This window comes from Vibrio sp. Vb0937, assembly GCF_033338855.1.
In genome coordinates, this window is record NZ_JAWOTK010000027.1 from 16190 (window position 1) to 40596 (window position 24407).

At 44.5% G+C, this 24407-nt stretch carries 23 protein-coding genes and 1 other annotated feature; of the genes, 5 read left to right on the top strand and 18 right to left on the bottom strand.

The window, feature by feature from the left end:
- Window positions 1–70 precede the first annotated feature (70 nt).
- Window positions 71–271, top strand: a complete 201-nt coding sequence (locus R7P67_RS20030) for a DUF4250 domain-containing protein (RefSeq protein ID WP_005376762.1) — start codon at window positions 71–73, stop codon at window positions 269–271.
- A 21-nt stretch (window positions 272–292) separates the two neighbouring features.
- Here R7P67_RS20030 and metR read toward each other — a convergent pair whose 3' ends face one another.
- Window positions 293–1204, bottom strand: a complete 912-nt coding sequence (metR, locus tag R7P67_RS20035; RefSeq protein WP_005376763.1) for an HTH-type transcriptional regulator MetR — start codon at window positions 1202–1204, stop codon at window positions 293–295.
- Window positions 1205–1485: 281 nt separating this feature from the next.
- Here metR and metE point away from each other — a divergent pair, with 281 nt between their 5' ends.
- Window positions 1486–3768, top strand: coding sequence for a 5-methyltetrahydropteroyltriglutamate--homocysteine S-methyltransferase (gene metE, locus R7P67_RS20040; RefSeq protein ID WP_262653437.1), 2283 nt, complete (start codon window positions 1486–1488; stop codon window positions 3766–3768).
- A 133-nt stretch (window positions 3769–3901) separates the two neighbouring features.
- Here metE and R7P67_RS20045 read toward each other — a convergent pair whose 3' ends face one another.
- From R7P67_RS20045 to R7P67_RS20080, 8 genes are all read right to left on the bottom strand, one after another.
- Window positions 3902–4294, bottom strand: coding sequence for a GspS/AspS pilotin family protein (locus R7P67_RS20045; protein WP_005386726.1), 393 nt, complete (start codon window positions 4292–4294; stop codon window positions 3902–3904).
- Between the two features lie 3 nt (window positions 4295–4297).
- Window positions 4298–4594 (bottom strand): YciI family protein, encoded by a 297-nt coding sequence (locus R7P67_RS20050; RefSeq protein ID WP_005376766.1) that lies wholly within the window; start codon window positions 4592–4594, stop codon window positions 4298–4300.
- Window positions 4595–4709: 115 nt separating this feature from the next.
- The gene (gene yciA, locus R7P67_RS20055) at window positions 4710–5105 is read right to left on the bottom strand and encodes an acyl-CoA thioester hydrolase YciA (protein ID WP_005376768.1); all 396 of its coding nucleotides are present in this window, start codon (window positions 5103–5105) and stop codon (window positions 4710–4712) included.
- Between the two features lie 225 nt (window positions 5106–5330).
- A complete protein-coding gene (locus tag R7P67_RS20060) occupies window positions 5331–5894 on the bottom strand; it encodes a septation protein A (protein ID WP_213874780.1) in 564 nt (187 codons plus the stop codon).
- A gap of 198 nt (window positions 5895–6092) precedes the next feature.
- The gene (locus R7P67_RS20065) at window positions 6093–6335 is read right to left on the bottom strand and encodes a hypothetical protein (protein ID WP_005376770.1); all 243 of its coding nucleotides are present in this window, start codon (window positions 6333–6335) and stop codon (window positions 6093–6095) included.
- 111 nt (window positions 6336–6446) lie between these two features.
- A complete protein-coding gene (locus tag R7P67_RS20070) occupies window positions 6447–8987 on the bottom strand; it encodes a hybrid sensor histidine kinase/response regulator (RefSeq protein WP_262653440.1) in 2541 nt (846 codons plus the stop codon).
- A complete protein-coding gene (locus R7P67_RS20075; protein ID WP_262653441.1) occupies window positions 8980–10164 on the bottom strand; it encodes an acyl-homoserine-lactone synthase in 1185 nt (394 codons plus the stop codon). Before R7P67_RS20075 ends, R7P67_RS20070 begins: the two co-directional genes overlap by 8 nt.
- Before the next feature lie 156 nt (window positions 10165–10320).
- Entirely contained in the window at window positions 10321–11580 is a 1260-nt protein-coding gene (locus R7P67_RS20080; protein WP_005376774.1) for a dicarboxylate/amino acid:cation symporter, read from the bottom strand.
- Between the two features lie 543 nt (window positions 11581–12123).
- Here R7P67_RS20080 and R7P67_RS20085 point away from each other — a divergent pair.
- Window positions 12124–13665 carry a long-chain-fatty-acid--CoA ligase gene (locus R7P67_RS20085; protein ID WP_213894015.1) on the top strand — a complete coding sequence of 514 codons (1542 nt, stop codon included), beginning with the start codon at window positions 12124–12126 and terminating at the stop codon, window positions 13663–13665.
- A 126-nt stretch (window positions 13666–13791) separates the two neighbouring features.
- Here the strand turns inward: R7P67_RS20085 and R7P67_RS20090 are convergent, their stop codons facing one another.
- The 8 genes from R7P67_RS20090 to R7P67_RS20125 form a co-directional block, all read right to left on the bottom strand.
- Window positions 13792–14487 (bottom strand): Crp/Fnr family transcriptional regulator, encoded by a 696-nt coding sequence (locus R7P67_RS20090; protein WP_182016734.1) that lies wholly within the window; start codon window positions 14485–14487, stop codon window positions 13792–13794.
- Between the two features lie 196 nt (window positions 14488–14683).
- Window positions 14684–15490, bottom strand: coding sequence for a tryptophan synthase subunit alpha (gene trpA, locus R7P67_RS20095; protein WP_047103302.1), 807 nt, complete (start codon window positions 15488–15490; stop codon window positions 14684–14686).
- Window positions 15490–16680: a tryptophan synthase subunit beta gene (trpB, locus tag R7P67_RS20100; protein ID WP_005445041.1), complete on the bottom strand. Its 1191-nt coding sequence runs from the start codon at window positions 16678–16680 to the stop codon at window positions 15490–15492. The genes trpA and trpB overlap by 1 nt, the downstream gene beginning before the upstream one ends.
- A gap of 64 nt (window positions 16681–16744) precedes the next feature.
- Window positions 16745–18184: a bifunctional indole-3-glycerol-phosphate synthase TrpC/phosphoribosylanthranilate isomerase TrpF gene (trpCF, locus tag R7P67_RS20105; RefSeq protein ID WP_258473895.1), complete on the bottom strand. Its 1440-nt coding sequence runs from the start codon at window positions 18182–18184 to the stop codon at window positions 16745–16747.
- A 13-nt stretch (window positions 18185–18197) separates the two neighbouring features.
- Window positions 18198–19208, bottom strand: a complete 1011-nt coding sequence (gene trpD / locus R7P67_RS20110; protein WP_262653443.1) for an anthranilate phosphoribosyltransferase — start codon at window positions 19206–19208, stop codon at window positions 18198–18200.
- Between the two features lie 37 nt (window positions 19209–19245).
- Complete coding sequence (locus R7P67_RS20115; protein ID WP_054574752.1) at window positions 19246–19854, bottom strand: aminodeoxychorismate/anthranilate synthase component II; 609 nt, start codon at window positions 19852–19854, stop codon at window positions 19246–19248.
- 16 nt (window positions 19855–19870) lie between these two features.
- A complete protein-coding gene (locus R7P67_RS20120) occupies window positions 19871–21436 on the bottom strand; it encodes an anthranilate synthase component 1 (protein WP_262653445.1) in 1566 nt (521 codons plus the stop codon).
- Between the two features lie 126 nt (window positions 21437–21562).
- Window positions 21563–21666: a sequence feature (Trp leader region), on the bottom strand.
- Entirely contained in the window at window positions 21613–21738 is a 126-nt protein-coding gene (locus R7P67_RS20125) for a trp operon leader peptide (RefSeq protein ID WP_005376787.1), read from the bottom strand. Its footprint overlaps the feature before it by 54 nt.
- Window positions 21739–21833: 95 nt before the next feature.
- Here R7P67_RS20125 and rnm point away from each other — a divergent pair, with 95 nt between their 5' ends.
- Together rnm and R7P67_RS20135 are read left to right on the top strand one after the other, a co-directional pair.
- On the top strand, window positions 21834–22691 hold the full coding sequence (rnm, locus tag R7P67_RS20130; RefSeq protein ID WP_005386777.1) for an RNase RNM: 858 nt from the start codon (window positions 21834–21836) through the stop codon (window positions 22689–22691).
- A gap of 59 nt (window positions 22692–22750) precedes the next feature.
- Window positions 22751–23371, top strand: coding sequence for an L-threonylcarbamoyladenylate synthase (locus R7P67_RS20135; protein WP_005376791.1), 621 nt, complete (start codon window positions 22751–22753; stop codon window positions 23369–23371).
- Between the two features lie 93 nt (window positions 23372–23464).
- Here the strand turns inward: R7P67_RS20135 and R7P67_RS20140 are convergent, their stop codons facing one another.
- Complete coding sequence (locus R7P67_RS20140) at window positions 23465–24175, bottom strand: calcium-binding protein (RefSeq protein WP_005376796.1); 711 nt, start codon at window positions 24173–24175, stop codon at window positions 23465–23467.
- Window positions 24176–24407 lie beyond the last annotated feature (232 nt).

Here is a 24407-nt window from a genome sequence, read left to right on the forward strand (position 1 = left end):
CGCACTCACTTTAAATTCGCGTGATTACTACTACGCTTGTTTATATACCTTGTCGAAGAGGAGAGTCGCGATGGATTTAAGCAATGTAGGTAATCTGGACAGCACTATTTTGCTAGGTATCGTCAACGAAAAGCTACGTTTAGAGTGCGACAGTTTTGACGAGTTAGTATCAGTGTATGAGATGGATGTAGAGTCTGTAGTCGGCAAGCTTGATATGCTCGGTTATCAGTACGATCCATTGACTAACCAATTTAAAGCATATCAACGCTAAGCCTTTCATAACCCAAATCTTTTAAGCCACCTTGATTCCGTCAAGGTGGCTTTTACATTGTAGCCTCGCGGTTGCGAAAAAAGCTTGTAAGTAACGCTTTTCTTTCTCTGAGTGACGCGTTGCAGCAAACAAGCGACGCCATAAGCCTTGGCCGAAAGGTTTACTGGTAATAAGACCTTGGCGAGAAAATTCAGAAATCGCCCAATTGGGTAGTGCCGCCACCCCTAATCCAGCAGAGACCATCTGAACTAACATGAGAGTGTTGTCGGCTTGCTTCCATTTCGCAGGTTCTATTCCTGCTGGCTGAAGAAAGTGTTTTACGACGTCTAGCCTTTGTTTTTGAACCGGATAAGAGAGCATGGTTTGATCTGCGAGATCTTGCGGATCAATAATTTCTTTTTCCGCCAATGGGTGGTTGGTTGCGGTAATTAAACGCATTTCAAAGTCGAATAGAGGCTCGTAGTGGACTTCAGATCGAGGTTGGATATCGGAAGTAATAACGAGATCGAGTTCGCCTGCCAATAGAGCTGGGAGTGGTTCAAAGCCAAAACCAGAGGAAAAGTCCAATGTTACGCTAGGCCAAGCAAGTTGGTACTCCCTAAGTGCAGGCATTAGCCATTGGAAGCAAGAGTGACATTCAATGGCCATATGTAATCGGCCATTGACGTCCTCTTTCAAGCTCGCTAAATCATTTTCTGCTCTTGCGAGTTTCGGAAGGATATCTTCTGCAAGACGCAATAGGATTTCTCCCTCTGAAGTGAACTTCACCGGACGAGTCTTTCTCAGGAACAGTTGCCCTCCAATTCGCGCCTCCAAATCTTTGATCTGATGAGACAGTGCCGACTGAGTGAGATGCAAAGCGGTCGCTGTCGCCGTTAGAGAGCCAGTGTCTCGAAGCGAAGTGAGTGTCCGCAAATGTTTTAGCTCTATCATGAATTCCTTTCATCCTTTGTTGCTCGCTATGAACAGAATAGCAATCGTGTAAATAACTTAACGACAAAAAATGGATATGTAAACGTCTAGACGTCTATTTGTTGTTTTTATTTGCGAATCATGTCGCTTCATGATGAATTTTTTTAATAAACAAGTTGAATAAATGGACGTTGTTCTAATATCAGATGAGAGCGATAGTTTAGCCATCCAGACATCTTAATCTTTACCGAAAGATGCTCTGATCCAAACAAATTGAACAAAATTGAGAAAGGAATAGGGACATGGCGACAACGACTCACATATTAGGTTATCCACGTATCGGTGAAAAAAGAGAATTAAAATTCGCTCAGGAGAAATACTGGCGAGGAGAAATTGAACAAGCTGAGCTTAAAAAGGTTGGGGCAGATCTACGCGCCAAAAACTGGCAAACACAAACGGATGCTGGTCTGAGTTTTGCCACCGCTGGCGACTTCGCTTGGTACGATCATGTACTGACGACCACGTTGCTATTGGGTCATGTGCCAAAGCGTCACGCTGATGGTTTCCCTAACCTGGATACGTTGTTTAAAGTGGGTCGCGGTCAATCTCAGGCGGGTTGCAGCTGTGCGGGCGCTGCGGCATCGGATATGACCAAATGGTTCAACACAAACTACCATTACATTGTCCCTGAGTTCAGCAAGGACGATACGTTTGAAGTGAGCTGGCCGCAACTGTTTGAAGAAGTCAACGAAGCGCTTCAAGCTGGCCACCAAGTGAAGCCTGTTTTGCTTGGCCCAGTCAGTTACCTTTACTTGGGCAAAGAGGTCGAAGAAGGGTTTGACCGCTTAACCCTGCTACCACGCTTACTTACTGCTTACCAAGCTATTTTGGCAAAGCTAGCAAGTCAAGGTGTTGAGTGGGTTCAGATTGATGAGCCAATTTTGTCACTGGAGCTAGAAAGCAAATGGGCTGATTCGTTTAAGCTAGCCTACCAAGTGATTCGAAGCGATGTAAAAGTGCTGCTAACGACGTACTTTGACTCCGTAAGCGATACGCTAGACAAAATTGTAGAGCTACCGGTGGATGGTTTGCATATCGATTTATCTGCCGTCCCTCAGCAGCTTGACGATGTGGTTGCCAAGTTACCGGAGGGGTGGGTGCTTTCTGCCGGCGTTGTGAATGGTCGTAACGTGTGGCGTTCAGATTTAAGTGCCCAACTCGAGCGTCTACAGCCAGTCAAAGAGAAACTGGGCGACAAACTTTGGGTTGCCAGTTCATGTTCTCTGCTACATAGCCCTGTTGATTTAGCACTGGAAACAGAACTGAGCGAAGAAGTAAAAAGTTGGTTTGCCTTTGCAAAACAAAAAGTGGCAGAAGTCGCCTTGCTTGGCCGAGCGCTCGATGGTGACCAAAATGCGATTCTCGCTTGTGATACCTATAGCCAGCCAATCAAAGCGCGCAAGACAGCAACACATGTGAATAAACCTCAAGTACAAGCGCGTTTAAACAACATTACCGCGTCACTTGCCGAGCGCAGCGCACCTTATGCAGAGCGTGCTGCGCATCAAGCTGAAGTATTGGGCTTGCCTTTGTTGCCAACAACGACAATCGGCTCTTTTCCTCAAACGGGTGAAATCCGGGTGCAGCGCAGCGCTTATCGTGCAGGTCAATTATCTGAGTCTGAATATATCCAAGCACTTAAAGGACATATTGCTGACGCAGTAAAACGTCAAGAGGCGCTCGACCTAGATGTGCTTGTTCACGGCGAAGCAGAGCGTAACGACATGGTGGAATACTTCGCTGAGAACTTGGCGGGTTTTCAAACGACCAAATTTGGTTGGGTACAGAGTTATGGCTCTCGCTGTGTGAAACCTGCCATTGTAGTTGCTGACATTGAACGTGAAAAACCGATCACGGTTGAATGGTCGACGTACGCCCAGTCGCTAACCCGCAAACAGATGAAAGGCATGTTGACTGGACCAGTAACGATTTTATGTTGGACGTTCCCACGTGAAGACATCACACGTCAAGAAATTGCGCAGCAACTTGCTTTGGCACTGCGTGATGAGGTGTCTGACCTGCAAGATGCAGGCATCAATATCATTCAAATTGATGAGCCAGCCATTCGAGAAGGTTTACCACTAAAAAAACGCGATCACAAAGCGTACTTAGAATGGGCCGTAAATGCCTTTAAGGTCTCTGCGGCAAGTGCAAAACCAGAAACTCAGATTCACACTCATATGTGTTACAGCGAGTTCAATGAAATCATTGATTCGGTTGCGGCACTCGATGCGGACGTCATTACCATTGAAACATCTCGCTCAAATATGGAACTGCTGAAAGCATTTGAAGAGTTCAATTACCCGAACGAAATTGGCCCTGGTGTTTATGACATTCACTCACCAAACATTCCTACGGAAGAATGGATTGAAGGTTTAATCAAGAAAGCGGCAGAAAAAATTCCGGCTCAACGTTTGTGGGTAAATCCTGATTGTGGGCTGAAAACACGAAACTGGAAGGAGACAGAAGCCGCATTGGCAAATCTGGTTTCAGCGGCGAAGAAGCTCCGTGCTGAGCTGGCGTAACACATCGTTGCAGCAAATAAAAACGGAGACTGTGATCTCCGTTTTTCTATTCTTAACTGTTAACTTTCGTTTTCAGATTATCCAATAATAGCGAATCATCGTCTCATGCCGAAAGCAACAAAAATTACTGTAGCTACTTCACCTGAGTACAAGTCTGTGCGGAAACCAACTCATCTGCCATCAACTGACCGCGAGAATTACGTACCTTAATACGATACATCAAGCCCATATCAATTTGCTTGCGAACTTCTGGGTTGCTGCAATAGGTATAGATACTGGTATTCAGTACTTGATTTAACGGCTTTGCACCGAGTGCGCCATCGTTATAAATCATCATCATCTCTACAACATTTTTGTTGGATGAGACACGCATTATTTGCAGTGGACCGTACTCTAAAGGGAGGCCCGCTGACAAGACTCCTGCTCGGTTTGATGCCATAAGCTCAAGTTGCCGCTGATTATCATCGGTTGATGAACAGCCAGCCAGAGCACCAAATACCAAGAAAAGACACAGTAATTTTTTCATAAATTAAAACACTTTTTTGAACGGTTTCACGATTACATTATCGTAAACACCAGCCGCTACGTAAGGATCGGCTTCTGCCCACGCTTTAGCATCCTCTAGCGAGGCGAATTCAGCGATGACAGTTGAGCCCGTAAATCCAGCTTCACCAGGATTGTCAGAATCTATCGCAGGCATCGGACCAGCTGTAAGAAGGCGACCTTCGTCTTGTAACTTTTGTAAGCGATCCAAGTGTTGTGGGCGAACGCTCATGCGTTTTTCCAACGAGTTCTCAACGTCCTGTGAAAAGATGACATACCACATAGCATAGTTCCTTAATTGGTAGGGTAAAGTGTTAATTTAACGCCTTTTTTGTGTCTCTCACAAGTGAACAACAGAAAATGTGAGATCCTTTCTAACTGTTAGCGTTGTAGGTTGACTAATTCTGAACCGGACGTGGTTTACCTTCACTGTCAATGGCTACGTAGTTGAAGGTCGCATCACAAACCATGAAGCGTTCGCCAACACCGTGAGCTTTGACGGGTTTGACCCATACTTCCAAATCGACACTCATGGATGTGCGGCCGATCTTAGTGCATTCGCCGTAGCAGCATACGACATCGCCCACACCAACAGGTTTTTTGAACGTAATGCTTGATACCGAAACGGTGACAACGCGACCACAAGAGATCTCTTTTGCCAGAATCGCGCCCGCTAAGTCGAGCTGAGACATTATCCAACCGCCAAAAATATCGCCATTGGCGTTTGTATCTGCAGGCATTGCAAGGGTACGAAGCAGCATTTGACCTTTCGGAGAGCTAATTTCTTGACTCATTGTGACATCCTAAATCTTAAAGGCGCTCAAACTAAGCGCCAACATAGTAAATACCTAGAACCAAAGGTCCTTAAAAAACCGCAGATACCGGACCAGAGAAAGTTGGTTTACAGCAGCAAGAATGGTCTGAAAACGGTACGTTGTTTGAGCGGTTTACTGATACATGGAGCAAAACAGCGACCCGAAGGCCGCTGTGAAGTCGCGGATTATAGCAAAACTGAGTTTTTAATCATCAGTGGACACATCGGATGAGTTATTTTTTTGTTCTTTTGGCATGTGTTTATAAATGTAAAAGCCAGTCGCAAACATGTAGGCAAATGTCGCGATCAACATTCCAAATACTTTGAAGTTAACCCAAACATCCAACGGCAATTCGTAAGCAATATAAATGTTTAGGCCAGCGAAGAATGAGAAGAAGCCAACCCAAGCCCAGTTAATCTTTGCCCAAACAGCGTCAGGTAACGTAATTTCCTTGCCTAGCATACCTTTGATGGCTGATTTTCCCAATGCGTGGCTCACTGCTAAGCCAATCGCCAGAATCGCGTAAATGATGGTGACTTTCCACTTTATAAAATTGTCGTCGTGGAAGAAAAGGGTCATGCCGCCGAAGATAGTGACGATAACAAATGTTATTAGCTGCATCTTTTCGACTTTCTTATACAGCGCATAGGTGACGACAAGCTGAATGCCTGTTGCTGCGATCAGTGCACCTGTCGCCACATAGATGTCGTACAGCTTGTATAAAGCGAAGAAAACGATGAGTGGTATAAAGTCTAGGATCTGCTTCATGATGGCAAAATCTACCTAATTGTTGAATTGAAGACAGTCTAACGGAATCTGACAAGATGTGAATACTGGGGAAGTTAAGGTAAGAATAGTAACGCTTAGTATATCGTACAGCCCGCAAGCTTCTTCCACGTCGAAACAGCAAATGGAAAGAATAAAAATTGCCGCGTGAAGCGGCAATAAAGTTGAGAGTTTTAAACCTTAAGCAACACGTTGATATTGGGAAATAAGCGTTTTTACATCTTCTAAATAGCCTTCCCGCAGTAAGTTATCGACCGTTGCTTCTAGCTCTTCGAGAGACATCGTGAAGCAAGTGGATTTACCAGTCATCAGGCTCAGATATTGATGATACTCTTCTTCTGTATAGTGGCCTAAGCGATCAAGTAACAGTGTTTTGATTCCATGATGAATCAAGCCGTAGTATGTATGTCGATGAAGTAACATGGCGATCTCCTTATCAAGCTCATACGCTACTCATTTGCAGCCTGCTTGACCTTCTGGATAATTCGATTTACCCCAATAATGCACATCTAGTGCCAATTCTATATTTGCAAATTAAAAAGTGTTGGAAGGTGCAAAATTCTCGTTCTGTAACCATCTTTGGATGACGACTTGAAGTGCATTTAACGTGGTGGGCTTTTCGAGTCTGTCATCCATGAGTTTCGAAATTAGCTCCAACTCTCTAGCTCCAGACTCACCAGATAAGGCAATGATTGGAACGGAGGATGTGATTTGCTTAATCCGTTGGCTTGCGTCAAATCCATTCATTACCGGCATTTGGACATCCATAAGAACGAGATCAATCTTGTGAGAGTGGAATAGTTCTACCGCAGAGGCTCCATTATTTGCTTGTAAGCTGTTGACTCCCAGCCTTTTTAAATACATCTGTACCAAGGTGCGTTGCACCTCTTTGTCATCAACAATGAGCACTGTTGGTGCATCTTTAGATACTTGTACGTGTTGAGCTGAATGATTTTCAGAATGTGATGCAGTTGCTTTCCAGCTATCAAAGTCCGGTGCTCTTAATGTCTCTGGTTTTGGTGCGTTTGGTACGACTGGGAAATACAAGTAGAATTCTGTGAACTCATTCAATTCAGACTGGCACTCTATTCGTCCTCCGAAGGAGCGCATAACACGTTGGCAATAGCCCAAACCTAAGCCACTGCCTCCGCTTTTTTGATACGAGAAAAAGTCATCAAATATCTTGTGTAAGATACTGCGATCTATACCTGGCCCACTATCTCGGAAGATCAGAATGTTTTCGTAAGCCCCCGTCTGGGTACGAATCTCAATTTGACTGTCGGGATAAGAATCAAAATAGTAGATAGCGTTACGAATCAAATTGAAAATGACAAAGTTAAACAGGGTCTCATTTAACTTCGCGACAAAATCGTGTGCCTGTGGCAGGTTAATTCTCTCTATTATTTGATCGTTTTCAAAACCATAACGGCTTACTGCTTGGTCGATGGCTTTATGTATGGAAGTGAGAGCTAAAGGCTCATGCTCTGGTGAACTGTCGCTAACTTCTCGTAAAATAATATCGATAAGTTGTCGACCGCGTTGTATAGCGGCTTCACCTTTATCAATTTCTCTTTTTAGCGTATCCAGTGAGGCGTTTGACTCTATATGCTGTTTTAAAGCTTCAAATTGTAATTGTACTTGAGCGAGAGGGTTACGCATTTCATGTGCAATGGAGTTAGCCAGCGCACGGCTTTGGCGTACCTTTCTATCGGCTTCAATGGTGCTCTGGATGCGAACTAATAACGTTTGCAGAGCTGAGATTTCTTCATTAGAAAACAGCTTATTATCTATTTTATGTGAAGAAATTAGTAAGTGAGTAACAGACTTTCCACGACCGAAGAGAGGCATAACGAGCGCAGTATTGCTTGAGCGCATGCGCTCGTAGAGCTTTCTCATCGACCCTTTAGAAGAGGAGGCATAATCAATTTCTTCAGACAACTCATCTAGCACGAGAACTGACTTGCTTGACGGCAGGTACTCTTCGTAAAACGTTTCTGTGTAATTGCTAGTGACTAGCTGTAGCTTGTTGTTTGGTATGTTAAGTAACGATGCCAACTGACGCATAGCATCATCTATTGAGCGTTTAAACTCTTCCTCTAACCCAAGGATTTGCTGAACGGGAGTGTGTCGTTTCCCATAAATAAAATACGAAGCGAAACGACTGACTCGCTTAAAAAGCAAGTGCCAAGTGATACCGATAAGCGCGCATAAAGGTACCGCAACAAGCCATTGGTTATCTTCAGAGATAGGAATAAATATCGCCCCTAGCGGCAGAACAAAAATGGCGCAAACTAAGAGCGCGCTTACCGTTAAGTACGTGAGATATTTAGCGCTGTAGAAGCGAGAGGTAAGTAGAGCATAGCCGACAAACAACATTTCGCTGATTGAAAGTGCTGGTGGTAACCAAGTTAGGGAGAAGTCGCCAAGGAAATACGTCATTCCAAGGTGTATCACTGCCGTAGATAACATGAATACCAAAATGCCAGCGATCATATAGTTGCTTTTTGCTAGCGTGAGCTTGCTGCTGTTAGCGCGCATGGCAATCAAGTTAAGCAGCGTTAGTACCACGAAAGCTAGCAAACTAATGAAAAAATATGAGGTATGTGGGCCAAATTCAATGACGAACTGGCTTGGACCACTAATGGTGACATTTTCGACAGTAAGATTCGGCACTAAGTTGATGTACAGTGAATACGTTGCTAGTGCGACAAAGACGACTTTTTGCCAGACTTTGACCGCTGTTTTTTTAACATCTGCGGTTAACTGGCAAGAAAAATAGAATGCAAACGCAAAGGCGAAAAAAGACGCTAAGTTCGCTAACTTAGCCATAAAAATGCCACCAACAGAGCCTAATTCTGGCAATAAATCGGTATGGAAATAGGCGTTGCTGCTTATCCAAACAATGATACAGCTGGAATAAGCGATGTAAGGCGCGTGATGCGAGCCTAAGATTGATTCACTCTTCTGTTTTAGGCGATAGCAGTAATACAGTAACCAAGCGAATACTATTAGTACAGTCGCGTACAATGCCATTGCTTTTGGGTAAAAGAGACCGTGCAAATGAACATCAAGCATGCTCATTCACCTTTTTATCCATTCTTTTTGTTCGTACGCAATGTTTGTAGTCGCGAAATTGTATGTCTTGAAATGCTTCAACCATCATACCTAAATTCCAGAAACCGCGGTATGTCTTGGTACCGTCACCGTTAATGTCGCGGTATCCTGAGTGAAAGTAGGCACTTAAATCAATAGATTGATAGAAATTTAACATAAATACTTGCTCAATAATGGTAAAGCCGAGCTTATAGCCTGCTTTATAGAGCTCGCTCATCATAGTTTTTTGCGCCAGATACAAAAAATACAGCTTTTGTTGAATGTTGCCTCCCACCGTAAGACGCAGTACTTCGCAAACCGTTTCAGTGTTCTTTACATGAGATTGAAACTGAGCATCAAACCCAATAAGAGTGTGCTCATGAGTTAGAGCACGACACTCCAAAATACCCAGTTGATTGAGAACACTGTACCCATGATTAGGAAAGCAAAACTGCCATTGTTCGTTACTAAACTGTGGTGAGTAACTGAGCCAGTTATTTCGTTGATGCCAGCCTTGCACTAAAGCGGAGGAGACCATGATTGGTGAAGATGACGATTTGAGCAAGAGCGCAAAGTGCTGCCCTTTTTGCGAGAGTGATAAAAGAGGCAAGATTTCAAACCATTGTTCAGTTTGGACGAAAAGCTCAAGATTATTCAGTGTGATCGCTTCGGAAATCGGCATTAACGCTGCATGATTTGGCAGCATTACCTCAAGATCGCAATCTGCGATATCTTCAATTAACACGCTAGTATAGCTGTGGTCGTCAAACGGAAGCGGAGTAGGAATCGCAGCTTCGTTTGAAGGATATTTTTGCTTGATTGCTTCGATCTCGCATTGACACCAGAAAACCATCCAATGCGGGTAACAATCTGCGGCAAGTTGTTCAAGTAAACGAATCTCTTTGGAGAAACCTGTCGGATACTGTTGCACTAAATCTCGATAATCCATTAACTCAAATAGTGCAGAAAGACTTTTTGATGCGTGTTTAGGAAAGAGAGATTTAAGCAGTTTTATTCGATACAGAGCAACCTGTTGAAAAAGAGCATCTCGTTTTTGTTTCGTTAGGGTAAGAATAACTGAGTCAACCAGTGCCTGCTGCTTTGATTCGATCGGCAAATTTGTTTTGGTGAGATATTCCAAAGATTGCTCAAGACTCATGATATAACCTAGTTCTAACGTTTTGTTATATTTTGTAATGGTTTATATCATTTTGAAAAATTTATGCCATCGGTTTCTATTTGTATAGTTACGTAATGCAAGAAAAGACAAAAAAACCGCTCATAATGAGCGGTTTTTGGTCTATTCAAGAAAGAGTTAGGCTTCTTGCTTTTTAAGCTCAGCTTCTGCCGTTTCTTCTTCAATTAGCGCATCAACGATAACTGCACATGCAGCATCACCTGTGATGTTCAGTGCTGTACGAATCATATCGAAAATACGGTCAAGAGCGAATAGCAGCGGTAGACCTTCAATTGGAATACCAGCGGCAAGAAGCACGGCAACCACTAGGAAAGAAGGGCCAGGAACACCCGCTTGACCAACCGCACCCAATGTAGACGTTACGATAATTGCAATGTAAGCGCCCATGCCTAGATCGATATTGAACAGTTGAGCAAAGAAGATAGCAACCAAGCCATAGTAAATCGCATTACCTGACATGTTGATCGTTGCGCCTAGAGGCAGAACAAATGATGCAGTTGAATTTTTTACGCCCAGCTCTTTTTCACAGGTGTCCATTGTGACAGGCAGTGTTGCCATAGAAGACGCTGTTGAAAGCGCAACTGCTTGCGGTTTCTTCATTGAAGACAGGAATTTCTTCGCAGATGTCTTCGTGAAAACATGCACCATTGCTGGGTAAACAACGAAACCGAAGATTAGGATGGCGGCAACGTAAACAACGAACAGTTTAAACACCACCATTAGCGCACCAAAACCAAACGTACCGACGGCTTCTGCCATCAGACCAAATACACCGATAGGTGCAATGATCATTACTTTGTTGATCATCCAAACCATTGCGTCAACGATGCAGTTGACACCATTGATGATTGGTTCACGACGCTCTTTTGCTTGCTTAGAAATCGCAATACCAAAGAACATACAGAAAACGAGGATCTGTAGGATGTTTGCTTCATTTAGTGATTGGAAAACGTTGGTTGGGATCATACCAGTGATGGTTGCCCAGAAAGTCGGTAGTTCACCTTTTGAAGCGTATTCTGCTGAGAACATGCCTTCAACGCCAGAGACGTCGATACCCATGCCTGGTTGGAATACTTCACCCATAAATAGTGCAAGCGCAACGGCTAGGGCGGATGTTAAACCAAAATAACCTAGAGTGACGATACCAACTTTACCTGCTGACTGGCTGTTCCCAAGACCAGCGGCGCCAGAAATCAAGGCTACAGCAACCAAAGGAATAACCAACATTTTGATTAAGTTGATAAAGATAGCACCTAAAGGAGCGAACACTGTCGCATCATGACCCATCATGGCACCAACGGCTGTGCCCACGATCATGGCGATTACGACTTGTACGCCAATGTTGTTTAGCAAACTCTTTTCTTTTAACACTTCCATAACCTCTGTGCTAATAAAATGTAAAATCCTAAAATTACCCACTAACCATAAATGGATTTACGGATAATTATCTCGCCTTGCTTTTTACACTTATCGTTTACAATTGGCAATATGCAGCAAGGTATTATTGATGGATTAATCGATATTTTATTGACGAGCGATAAAGTTTTGTTCAATAGCAAACGTTTGCTATTGATTTTTCTTATAAGGGTTACGCTTGGGATTGTTCAAGTTTATTTTTCTTTATTTGTTTTCTTTTTGTTAATTTTAACCGCTTTTGTATTTGCTATTGCAGTCAGAGTTTTTAGTGACTTGGGGTGATATTTATAACAATTCATCTCTTTCAAGCTCACACTTTTATTAATTTGCCTTCTGAAATGTTAATTGCTTTACATTCTTAGTTCTGATTGCGTTGTAAACATAATGTTAAATGGTAATGACTGGTGAGAATCAAATGCTGACGATCCAGTGTTAAGGATAACTTGCTTAGTTAATGCTCCTGAGCTGATTAGACGAGAAAGACAAGTAAGAGGTGAAGAGACTATGATGAATCTTGCTGCTGCGTTACAAAGAAATGCTGCGAGTAAACCAGATAAAACGGCGTTGATATGTGGCACTGAAAAGATAAATTATGCGCAGTTTGATGCGATCGCCGGCAAGATCGCAGCGTCTTTAATCAATAAAGGCGTAAAGCCAGGTGACCGCGTTGCGATTTCATGCCCAAACATTCCTTTTTTCGCGTTTGTTTATTATGCAATACAAAAAGCTGGCGCGGTTGCAGTCCCATTAAATGTGCTTTTGAAAGCGCGAGAAATTAAGTATCACTTAGAAGATTCAAAAGCGAAGTTTTATTTCTGCTTTGAAGGGACGAAAGAACTGCCAATGGCAAAAGAGGGTGTAAAAGCCTTTGAACAAGTCGATACATGCGAAGGCATAGTCGTACTGACTCAATCTCAAGATGAAAGCTATTGGAATGGTGTAATAACTCTCAATGCGTTTATAGCCGATGTCCAACCGTTGCCAGATTATATACCGCGTAATGCGGATGATACTTGTGTGATTTTGTATACATCAGGGACGACAGGCTTACCAAAAGGCGCTGAGCTGACTCAGCAGAACATCATAATGAACGCTCTGGTGGCACAAAACATTATGGGCAGCCAGGCCGATGATATTCACTTAGTAACTTTGCCTTTATTTCATACATTTGGTCAAACCGTCCACTTAAATGCTAGTGTTTTGGGCGGGGCAACATTGGTGTTAGTGCCTAGGTTTGAGCCTAAACATGTTCTTGAGCTGGTGGAAAAACATAGGGTGACGATATTTGCTGGTGTGCCAACGATGTACATCGGTCTGCTTCATGTGCAGCATCAATTTGATACCTCGTCATTGCGTGTTGCAGTAAGCGGTGGTGCGTCATTGCCAACCGAAATCTTTCGAACCTTTGAAGAAACATTTAATGTGCCGATCTTAGAAGGATACGGGTTGTCGGAGACAAGTCCTATTGCATGTTTTAATCATTTGGATCAGGAGCGCATACCAGGCTCGGTAGGTCAACCGGTTCAAGGTGTCGAAGTAAAAGTTATCGATATTGAAGGTAATGCACTACCGATAGGCGAAGAAGGTGAGATTGTTGTGCGTGGTCATAATGTTATGAAGGGATATCTTGACCGCCCAGAAGTTACTGAATCTGCACTACAAAATGGTTGGTTCCATACTGGTGATGTGGGCCGATTTGACAGTTCAGGTAATTTGTTTATTGTCGATAGAATGAAAGATCTGATCATTCGAGGTGGATTTAATGTTTATCCCAGAGAAATTGAAGAAGTTTTCATGACTCATCCTGCAGTTTCAATGGTCGCGGTGATAGGGATTCCAAATGAAGAGTATGGCGAAGAGATAAAAGCCTACGTTGTACTTAAACCAAAAGAATACATTGACGCCGATTCATTACAAAAGTGGGGTAAAGAGCAATTAGCCTCGTTTAAATATCCTCGTTATGTCGAAATTCGTGAGCACCTCCCGATGAGTGCGACAGGAAAGATTTTGAAACGTGAGTTGAAATCTGAATTGAATATAGCTTAGTCAATTCAATGGTCTTTGTGTCACAGCGCCACTTGCCTAAGCGCAAATGGTGTTGTGCTCTTGACCAATTAGATGCATAAGGTTTTTAGCTATCGTTAGACAATACTTACCGTTTGTTGAATGGATCTATTGCTCGAGTTTTTTAAAGTATTCTTCTAAGCGCTTCGGATTGGTAATGGTTACTGAGCCATAGTTTAGCTCTAGCATCCCGATACTTTCTAATCGTTTTAGTATCTTGTGTACACTCTGACGAGTTAGCCCCATCATGTTAGCGATATGTTCTCTTGTTACCCTGACAACGCATGGTCGAGTATCGATCGCTTGATTAAGTTGGTATTCAGCAAGCAGCAGCAACCTTTTGGCGACTCGTTCTTCAATTCCTCTAATCGCGTCATCTTCGATAACAGAAATAGCAGACCACAAGCGGCGGCTAAGTAAGTCGAGTATAGTGGGGTAACTTTGAGGGTATTTGGCGAGTAATTGGCGAAATTTATCTCCAGGAAGCTCCATTACAGTCACGTCAGAATGCGCGGTCGCACCAAAAATACGAGGCATACCGGGAGAAAAAACATTGTCTCCAAACCAGCCACCAGCTTCGAAAATCATCAGTGTGACTTCTTTGCCTTTTGAACTAATTGAGTTCACTCTCACTGCACCTTGAGCTATGACCATAAGAGAAGATTGAAGCGCACCTTTATTGCAAATCAGTGCTTTTTCGTCGAAGCAGCGAACCTTAGTCATTTGCGCTGCTTCACTAAGCCCTTTATCTGGCAGCCCTGATAGTACAGGACATTTGGCTAGCAGTGTTTTGACTTCTTCCATGTAGCAACCTTACTGCACATTGCTTTATTGAGTGAGTTAAGTTACCCAAGCTTAACACTCTTTGAGTGCTCTGCTTGAGATAGATTTGGAAAGTGCGGGCGTTGAACAAAAAATGACGTGGTATAAACGCGATAGTAAGAAAACGCCCACTAAACATAATGTTAAGCGGGCGTTGTTGTGTCATATCAAACTGAAATTATTTTTGAGTGGCAGCTTTCATTGCAGAAACGAATTCACCTAGCTTGTCGAGCATAATTTGTGGCTGATCAACGTTCGCTTCAATGATTTTTACCACGGCTGAACCAGAAATTGCACCAGCGGCGCCAGATTCTAGTGCTTGTTTCACCTGTGCAGGCTCAGAGATGCCAAAACCAAGTAGTGCTGGTGGCGCATCAAACTGGTTCAGTCTATCGAGCATATGACCTACAGGCATGTTTGCTTTGGTTTCTGCGCCAGTAACACCTGCACGAGAGAGTAGGTAAGTGTAGCCGCCACCTAACTCTGATACTTGCTTCAGTGTTTCATCACTTGCCGTTGGTGGTGCGATGAAGATTGGGTGAATACCAAACTTTTCTGCAGCAGCAACAAATTCGGCACTTTCATTAGTTGGTACATCTGCAATCAAAACAGAATCGATACCTGCTTTTGCACAACGCTCATAGAAGTTCTCGATACCACGAGAGTAAACAAGGTTCGCGTACATAAGAAGACCAATAGGTAACTCTGGGTATTTAGCACGGATCTTACCAATTTGCTCAAAGCAGATATCTGGTGTTGCGCCTGAGTCTAACGCGCGAATGTTAGCGCCTTGGATGGTTGGGCCATCCGCTAGCGGATCTGAGAATGGAATACCAAGTTCAAGGGCATCTGCACCAGACTCAACCAGTGTTTCCATGATTTTGTAAGACTGCTCGGCGTTTGGATCGCAAACCGTTACGAACGGTACAAATGCGCCTTGGTTCTTTTCGTTTAGGCGCTCAAACATCTTTTCATAACGGCTCATTAGATTGCTCCTTTTTCTTCTAAGATGGCGTGTACGGTGAAGATGTCTTTGTCACCACGACCTGATAGGTTAACGACCAATAATTGCTCTTTTTCTGGATTCTCACGAGCCATACGCAGTGCATGAGCCAGTGCGTGAGAAGATTCTAGAGCAGGGATGATACCTTCGTGACGCGCAATTTCTTGGAATGCTTCTAGTGCTTCATCATCCGTCACGTTGTCATATTCAGCACGGCCAATTGCGTTTAGATGTGCGTGCTGTGGACCAACTGAAGGGAAATCAAGACCAGCAGAGACAGAGTATGACTCTTCAACCTGACCGTTTGGATCTTGCATCAATGGAGCTTTCATACCAAAGAAGATACCCGTTTTACCATGTTTAAGTGGTGCACCGTGCTGGTCAGTATCGATACCTTTACCTGCTGGCTCAACACCAATTAGGCGAACGCTTTCTTCTTCGATGAAGTCAGCAAACATGCCAATCGCGTTTGAACCACCGCCCACACATGCGATAACCGCATCAGGAAGACGACCTTCACGTGCCAAAATCTGATTCTTCGTTTCTTCACCAATCATGCGTTGGAAGTCACGCACGATTGTTGGGAATGGGTGAGGACCTGCCGCTGTACCTAATAGGTAGTGTGCATCTTCATAAGTTGCAGACCAGTCACGCAGCGCTTCGTTACATGCGTCTTTAAGTGTTGCTGAACCCGAGTGGACAGGAATAACCTCTGCGCCCATTAGCTTCATACGGAATACGTTCGGGCTTTGACGCTCAACGTCTTTTGCACCCATGTACACGCGACACTTAAGGCCAAGCAGTGCACATGCTAGTGCGGTTGCAACACCGTGTTGACCTGCGCCAGTTTCAGCGATGATTTCGTTTTTGCCCATGCGTTTCGCAAGTAGCGCTTGACCCAACACTTGGTTGGTCTTGTGCGCGCCACCGTGAAGTAGGTCTTCACGTTTTAGGTACAGTTTGGTTTTCGTACCTTTGGTTAGGTTACGAGTTAGAGTCAAAGCCGTTGGACGGCCCGCATACTCTTGAAGAAGCGTCATGAATTCGCTGCGGAATTCTGGATCTTCTTGCGCGTCGATAAACGCTTGCTCTAGTTGCTCCAGTGCTGGAACTAGAATTTGCGGAACGTACTGACCGCCGTATTCGCCAAAGTAGGCATTCAGTTTTGCCATCGTTATATTCCTTCTCGTATTTTTCGCTACGAATAGCTTTAAATTTTTTAGCTGATATCCAGCTTTAGTAGTTGCGAATAGCAGTGAATGCCGCGAGCAACTTCTGTGAATCTTTTTTGCCTGGTGCGCTTTCTACACCAGAGTTTAAATCTAATCCCAAGCAACCTAGTGTCGCTGCTTGTTGAGCATTTTCTGGCGACAGTCCGCCCGCTAGCATAATTTGACTTGGGTCGCCGATCAGTGACCAGTCGAACACTTGACCAGTTCCACCAGTTTGAGTGCCAACTTGCGCATCTAATAAATGGCGATCAATGTTGTCTGCTAGCAGTTCTGGCTTGGCATCAGTCACGCCGTAAGCTTTCCAAATTTCTACCGCTGCTGGTAGTTCGGCTTTGAGTTGGTTTACGTAAGCTTGGTCTTCTTGACCGTGCAGTTGCACCGCTTTTAAACCCAAAGAGGTGACGACAGAAGCAACAAAATCGATATCGTGATTTTGGAAAACGCCTACATAGTTCAGTGGAGCACCGCTCATGGTTAAGCGAGCACCCTCAAGGTCAACCGCACGCTTCGACTTCTCGACAAAAATCAGGCCACCAAATACTGCGCCAGATTGATACGCTTTTGCTGCGTCATCTGGATGCGTTAAGCCACACACTTTGTTTTCGCCTAACGTCACTTTACGTACAGCAAGTTCTAGGTTGTCTTCCGCCATCAGTGAACTACCAATCAAGAAGCCGTCTGCGTATTCCGCTAAATCACGAACTTGTTGATGTGTATAAATGCCAGATTCTGAGATTACTGTTGCGTTAGGAGCCAGTTCGCGAATTGTCGGTGCCAGTTCTTTAGTACGATTCAAATCAGTACTTAGGTCGCGAAGGTTACGGTTATTGATGCCGATAACGCGTGCGCCAAGCTTAACGGCACGATGAAGCTCTTCTTCGTTGCTGACTTCGGTCAAGATACCCATGTTCAGGCTGTGTGCTGCTTCTTCTAGCGCTTTGTACTCTTCGTCATTCAGGACAGAAAGCATCAATAGCACAGCATCAGCACTGTAATGACGTGCTAGGTAAACTTGGTAGGTGTCTACCATGAAGTCTTTGCACAGAACGGGTTGTTTAACTTGACCACGCACTTGAGGAAGAAAATCAAAGTTACCTTGGAAGTACTTCTCGTCTGTTAGGACTGAAATCGCATCAGCATAGTTGTTGTAAACCGATGCAATGTAATCCAAGTCGAAGTGATCACGAATCAAACCTTTAGAAGGAGATGCCTTCTTACATTCGGTGATGAATGCCGTCTTTTCGCCACTCAGAGCATTGTAGAAGCTGCGGTCCGATGGCAGCAAATCAGACTGAAATGTGCTTAGCGGTTGAGACACCTTACGGTCTGCTACCCATTGATATTTGTCGCGGACAATTTTCGCCAGTACTTCTGCCATTTCTGCTTCTTTCTTAGAAACGTGTTCAGACAGGTTGCCAGCTTGCTGAGTGTTGAAGTCAGTCATCTTCTTCAATTCCTTAAGCATGTGCGGCAAGTTGTTGTACCAATTGGTACGCCTTGCCTGAATTCATTGCCTCAATCGCTTGTTGCGTGTTGGCTTTTAAATCTTCGTGGCCGAATAGACGCATTAGCAGAGCAACGTTCACTGCCACTGCACCCAATTGTGCGTCTGTACCTTTACCCGTCAGGATATTGATAATGATCGCTTTGTTTTCTTCAGGATCGCCACCTTTGATTGCTTCTAGTGGGTGCGCTTCTAGACCGAAGTCTGCTGGTGTTAGCGTGTACTCAGTGATCTTGCCGTCTTTGATTTCTGCAACCGTTGTTTCGCCATGAATCGCGACTTCGTCCAAGCCACTGCCGTGAACTACAGCGGCTCGCTTCATACCCATTTGTAGCATGGTTTCTGCGATAGGACGAACCAGTTCTTCACTGTAAACGCCCATCAATTCGATGTTAGGACGAGCAGGGTTAATCAGTGGGCCAAGAATGTTAAAGATGGTGCGTGTTTTCATGGTTTGACGCACTGGCATCGCATGGCGCACACCACCGTGGTATTGAGGTGCAAATAGGAAAGCAACACCGATATCGTCTACCGCTTTGCGCGTATCTTCTGCGCTCATAGCTAGGTTGATACCAAATGAATCAAGAAGGTCAGAAGAACCCGATTTGCTTGAAACGCTGCGGTTACCGTGTTTCGCTACTTTTAGACCACATGCTGCAGCAACAAATGCCGCAGTGGTTGAAATGTTGATGGTGTTGTGACCGTCGCCGCCAGTACCTACGATATCCGCGAAATCATAATCTGGACGAGGGAATGGGTTTGCGTTTGCCAGCAGTGCTTTTGCCGCGCCTGCAATTTCGTCTGGCGTTTCGCCTTTGATTTTTAGTGCAGTCAGCGCTGACGCCATCAAAATTGGATCTAGTTCACCACGGATAATGATGTCGAATAGCTGTTGGCTCTCTTCCTGAGTAAGCGATTCTTGCTCGTACAGTTTGGTAATAATAGGGTTGATGATTGCTTCCATATTTCCTCTCCTAAATTTCTTATGTGCCAAGTGCTTTTTAAGCAGTGAGTGGGTTCGCTGAAGTTTGTTCTTCAAGTGCCCATTCAATGGCATTGGCCAACAGTGTTGCTCCGTAGGTCGTCATAATAGATTCCGGGTGGAACTGGAACCCGCAAACTTTATCTTCTTCATGTACAACAGACATTACCAAGTTATCCACTTCTGCTGTGATGGTTAGGCTCTCAGGAACCTTGGTCGCAACCAGCGAGTGGTAACGTGCAATTGCAAGTGGTGATGGTAGGTTTTGGTAAATCGCATGGTTTTGGTGCTCCATCATAGAGACCTTACCGTGAATGATTTCGCCCGCGCCAGCAACGGTGCCGCCGTATGCTTCAACAATCGCTTGGTGACCAAGACAAATACCAATCATTGGCACTTTGCCTTTCATACGTTGGATAAGCTCTGGCATTGAGCCTGCCTCTGAAGGTGCACCAGGACCTGGTGATAGTAGAACCACTGGGTTTTCAAGCGCGTTTACCGCTTGTTCGATGGTTTCTGCTGGGATGTTGTTTCGGTAAATCTTGACTGAGTGACCTAGCGAGCGGAATTGATCCACAAGGTTGTAGGTGAACGAGTCAAAGTTGTCGATAAAAATGATATTAGCCATCTCTGAACCCTACTCCTTATTGTGACTTATGCGCTGCTTGGATAGCAGAGATTACCGCTTGTGCTTTGCCGCGCGTTTCGTCTGCTTCCGCTTGTGGATCAGAGTCGAACACCACGCCAGCACCAGCTTGAACTTGAGCAATGCCGTTCTCAACGTACGCTGAGCGGATCACGATACAGGTGTCGAGTGTGCCTTCACCAGTGAGGTAGCCAACAGCGCCGCCGTAGCTACCGCGTCGTGCGCCTTCTACATCGCGAATCAACTGCATGGCACGAATCTTAGGTGCACCGGTGAGCGTACCCATGTTCATACATGCTTGATATGCGTGCAGCGCGTCTAGGTCTTCACGCAGTTGACCAACCACACGAGACACCAAGTGCATTACGTGGCTGTAGCGGTCGACTTTTAGAAGGTCTGCTACGTGGCGAGTACCAGCTTGAGCAATACGAGCGACGTCGTTACGTGCCAAGTCAACCAACATCATGTGTTCTGCGTTTTCTTTCATGTCGGTGCGCAGTTCAAGTTCGATGCGGCTGTCTAGGTCGAAATCAATATCGCCGTTAGGGCGCTTACCGCGGCGACGAGTGCCTGCGATTGGGTAGATTTCAATTTGGTTGGTATCGGTTTCATACTTAAGCGCGCTTTCTGGTGATGCGCCAAACAGAGTGAACAGCTCATCTTGCATGTAGAACATGTAAGGGCTTGGGTTACTTTGTTTCAGTTCTTTATAAGCAGCCAGTGGAGAAGGACAAGGTAGAGTGAATCTACGAGACGGTACAACTTGGAATACATCGCCTTTCACTACGAACTCTTTTAAGTCGCGAACGGTTTGGCAGAAGTCTGCATCAGACACGCTAGGTTCTACCGTTACATCTGTTATTTGCTCTGCACTCGGCAACAGTTTTGGCGCTGCACATTGGGCGCTAATTTCTGCAATACGAGTCTCTAACGCTGTTTTCTCTGAACCATCAACAAACAACGTCGCTTGAAGCTGGCAAGATTCCGTTTGATGGTCGACAACAAGTAGTGTTTCCGCGACGTAGAAAACGTAATCTGGACACTGATTTGTTGCTTCGGCATTACCAAGCGGCTCAAAGTTTGCGACTAAGTCGTAGGCAAACAGACCACCAAGGAAAATTGCGTGTTTGTCTTGCTGTGAAATATCAAAACTATGCTGAACCAAACGCAGCGCATCGAAAGAAGAGGCTTCACGTAGGCGAGAGTCTTCATCTAACGTGTCGCATGGCTGGTTAAACTGCAAAGTTAGCGTTTCGCCATCGAACTTGCTCTCAACGTCACCACGGATGTTCTGGTTTAGGTGAGACAGTAGGTTTTTACCGTTATTGGTCAAGGCGTGCATGCTAACGGTATGGCCGAAGCAAACAATGCGAACCGCTGAATCTACGATCAGCAGGGATTTTAAATTTTGCTTTGAATCGATCTCAGCAGATTCCAGCAATAGGCTGTCAGTTTTGTTCTCACATAGTGTGTGGAACAAGCGAGTCGGGTCTTGAGTATAAGGGACGGAAGCCGTTAGCACTTCAAGCTGTCCAAGTTTCTTAATTTCAATGGCCTTGTTCACAAGACCTCCTTGTAGCTGTTTAAATCTTCCTGCCGTACATAGTCGCATAAAGCAAACGTTCTCCCAATCTAGAGTTGGCTATATTCGATTAATGTTTAGGCAGTTGAATGTGAAATGAGCAACAAAACAAAAAAGCCCGCTTAAGTAGCGGGCTTTACAACGTTTGGTTCTATAAACTAGAAGTATACGTTTGCCCACCAAGAACTAGTCCAAGTGCGCCACCAAGCAAGATCTGATGAGTTTGCCTTATTAAGACAAACCGCAACTTTCGCTTTTTGGTTTTGGTTAAATTCTTGTAACATGGTGAACCTTAAATTACGTACTTTGTATTTGTGTACTAGTTAACTAGTGCGAGAGTAAAAAGTCAACCCCAAAACGGCATTAAAACGATAAAAATATGAGAATTGATTTACATAGTCACACCACTGCATCGGACGGTCGGTTAGAGCCTAAAGATTTAGTGGAAAGGGCGCTGAGTTTTGATATCGAGGTTTTGGCGATCACTGATCACGATACGGTTGACGGTTTGGCGTTAGCTAAGCAATACGTTCAAGATAATAATTTGCCGATAAAAATCATCAATGGCATTGAGATATCGACCGTCTGGCAAAACAAAGACATTCATATTGTCGGCCTGAATATCGATCCGGAAAATGAACAATTATCTGCCCTCATAGAACAGCAGAAGCAGCATCGCATAACACGATCTGAGTTAATTGCAGAGCGACTACAAAAAGCAACTCGAGTAGGTGTGCTTGAAGAGGTAAGGCAAATCGCCGGTGATGCTCCAGTGACAAGAGCGCATTTCGCGAAATGGTTGGTAGATAATGGTTACGCAAAAACCATGCAAATGGTGTTTAAAAAATACCTAACGCGTAATAACCCAGGTTATGTACCACCGAATTGGTGTTCGATGAAGGATGCGGTTGATGCTATCCATGCGGCTGGTGGAATGGCGGTATTAGCGCATCCTGGTAGATATAAGTTGACAGCGAAGTGGATTAAGCGTCTTCTAGCAGCGTTTGTCGAAGCGGGTGGTGATGCGATGGAAGTTGCACAGCCACAGCAAGCGCAACAAGAAAGGCGCAACTTGGCTGATTATGCTATACAATACAAACTATTAGCCTCTCAAGGCAGTGATTTTCACTACCCATCACCGTGGATGGAGCTAGGAAGGAACCTATGGTTGCCTGCTGGCGTCGAACCAGTTTGGAAAGATTGGGGAATAGATCCTTCGTTGAATAATACTCAGTAATACGAAGTCGAGAACCCATAAAAATATAGAGCCGAGAGGCTCGATAATGAGGAATTACAATGAGCCAGTTTTTTTACGTTCACCCAGAAAACCCACAGGCTCGCTTGATTAATCAAGCAGTAGCAATCATTCGTAACGGCGGCGTTGTGGTTTACCCTACTGATTCAGGGTACGCACTTGGCTGTCAGTTGGAGAACAAACAGGCACTGGAACGAATCTGTCAGATTCGTCGTCTGGATGATAAGCATAACTTTACTTTACTGTGTCGTGATTTGTCGGAGCTTTCTCTCTATGCGCGAGTGGATAACTCTGCATTCCGACTGCTGAAAAATAACACACCAGGTCCTTACACCTTCATCTTCAAAGGCACAAAAGAGGTGCCGCGTCGTTTGATGAATGCAAAACGTAAGACCATCGGTATCCGTGTTCCAGACAATCAAATTGCCTTGGACTTGTTGGAAGCATTAGGTGAGCCGATGATGTCTACGTCGTTGATTCTACCTGGCAGTGACGTAACAGAATCTGATCCAGAGGATATTCGCGATAAACTAGAACATGCGGTTGATGTGATTCTTAATGGCGGTTACCTAGGTGAACAACCTACGACTGTAATTGACTTTAGCGAAGGTGAACCTGTTGTGGTTCGTTTGGGATCTGGTGACCCTGCACCATTCGAATAGTAGACGCACACCACCGTCAAACAAAATAGGAGGCATCGCGCCTCCTATTTTTGTTATCATATCGAATATCTCATTGAACTTAACTGATTGAGGTTAAGCGAAATCGAAAATGTCGATACCATTTTGTTCTGCATAGTTGATGTATGCAGAGCTCACACCGTTTAGTGTCACTTCAACATTGTATTCATCACTTGAGAATACTGCCCAGCCACATTCATTGTAAGATAAAGTCAGATCATCCGCTGAATCCAAGAACGTATCTCGAATGCCATCGTTATCAGTGTCTCGGCCCATATCAAAGACAAGTTTGTCATGGAAAATATTAAAATCGACAATGTCGGCTTTAACATCAATATCGTTGGAAGACACTGGCTGATCAGGTACACCAATAGCTAGGCGGTTTGTAAGCACGAAGGTGTCGTCTCCACAGCCACCGCTCAGTACTGATTCACCATCACCAACAACGAGCGTGTCGTTACCCCAGCCACCACTCAAGTAGTTGTTGCCTGAATAATCAAAAATTGTGTCGTCGCCGCAGCCACCAAAGAGTTTGTCGTTTCCTAATCCGCCGGATAGGAAATCGTTTCCAAAGCCGCCAGAAACAAAGTCGTTACCTCGGCCACCAAGCAAGGTATCATCTCCCCAGCCACCGAAGACAATATCATTACCTCCGTATCCTACAAACTTATCATCACCACAGAAGCCGAAGAAAATATCGGTTGTTTCAGAGCCTTTTGTGCCTGTCATATCGTCATCTTGAGATGTCCCAAAAATCCAATTTAGGTCGAGATTTAGCATAGACATTGTTCTATTCCTTTTTGTCTGATTTATGCCAATCGCCGAGAGTGCAGAGCGAACCTAGAGAGTCAGAGTACACGATAGCATTAGTGTTATTTTTGATGTGAACTAATGACTTAAAGACAATTTTTGTCTTGTTACCCACGACCTTGCTTTGCTATGAGCGCTCATTGTCTGCGGTGATTGGTATTACTTAGCAGCAAACAGGGACGGCTTATTTTTCGTTGCTTTCTAGCAA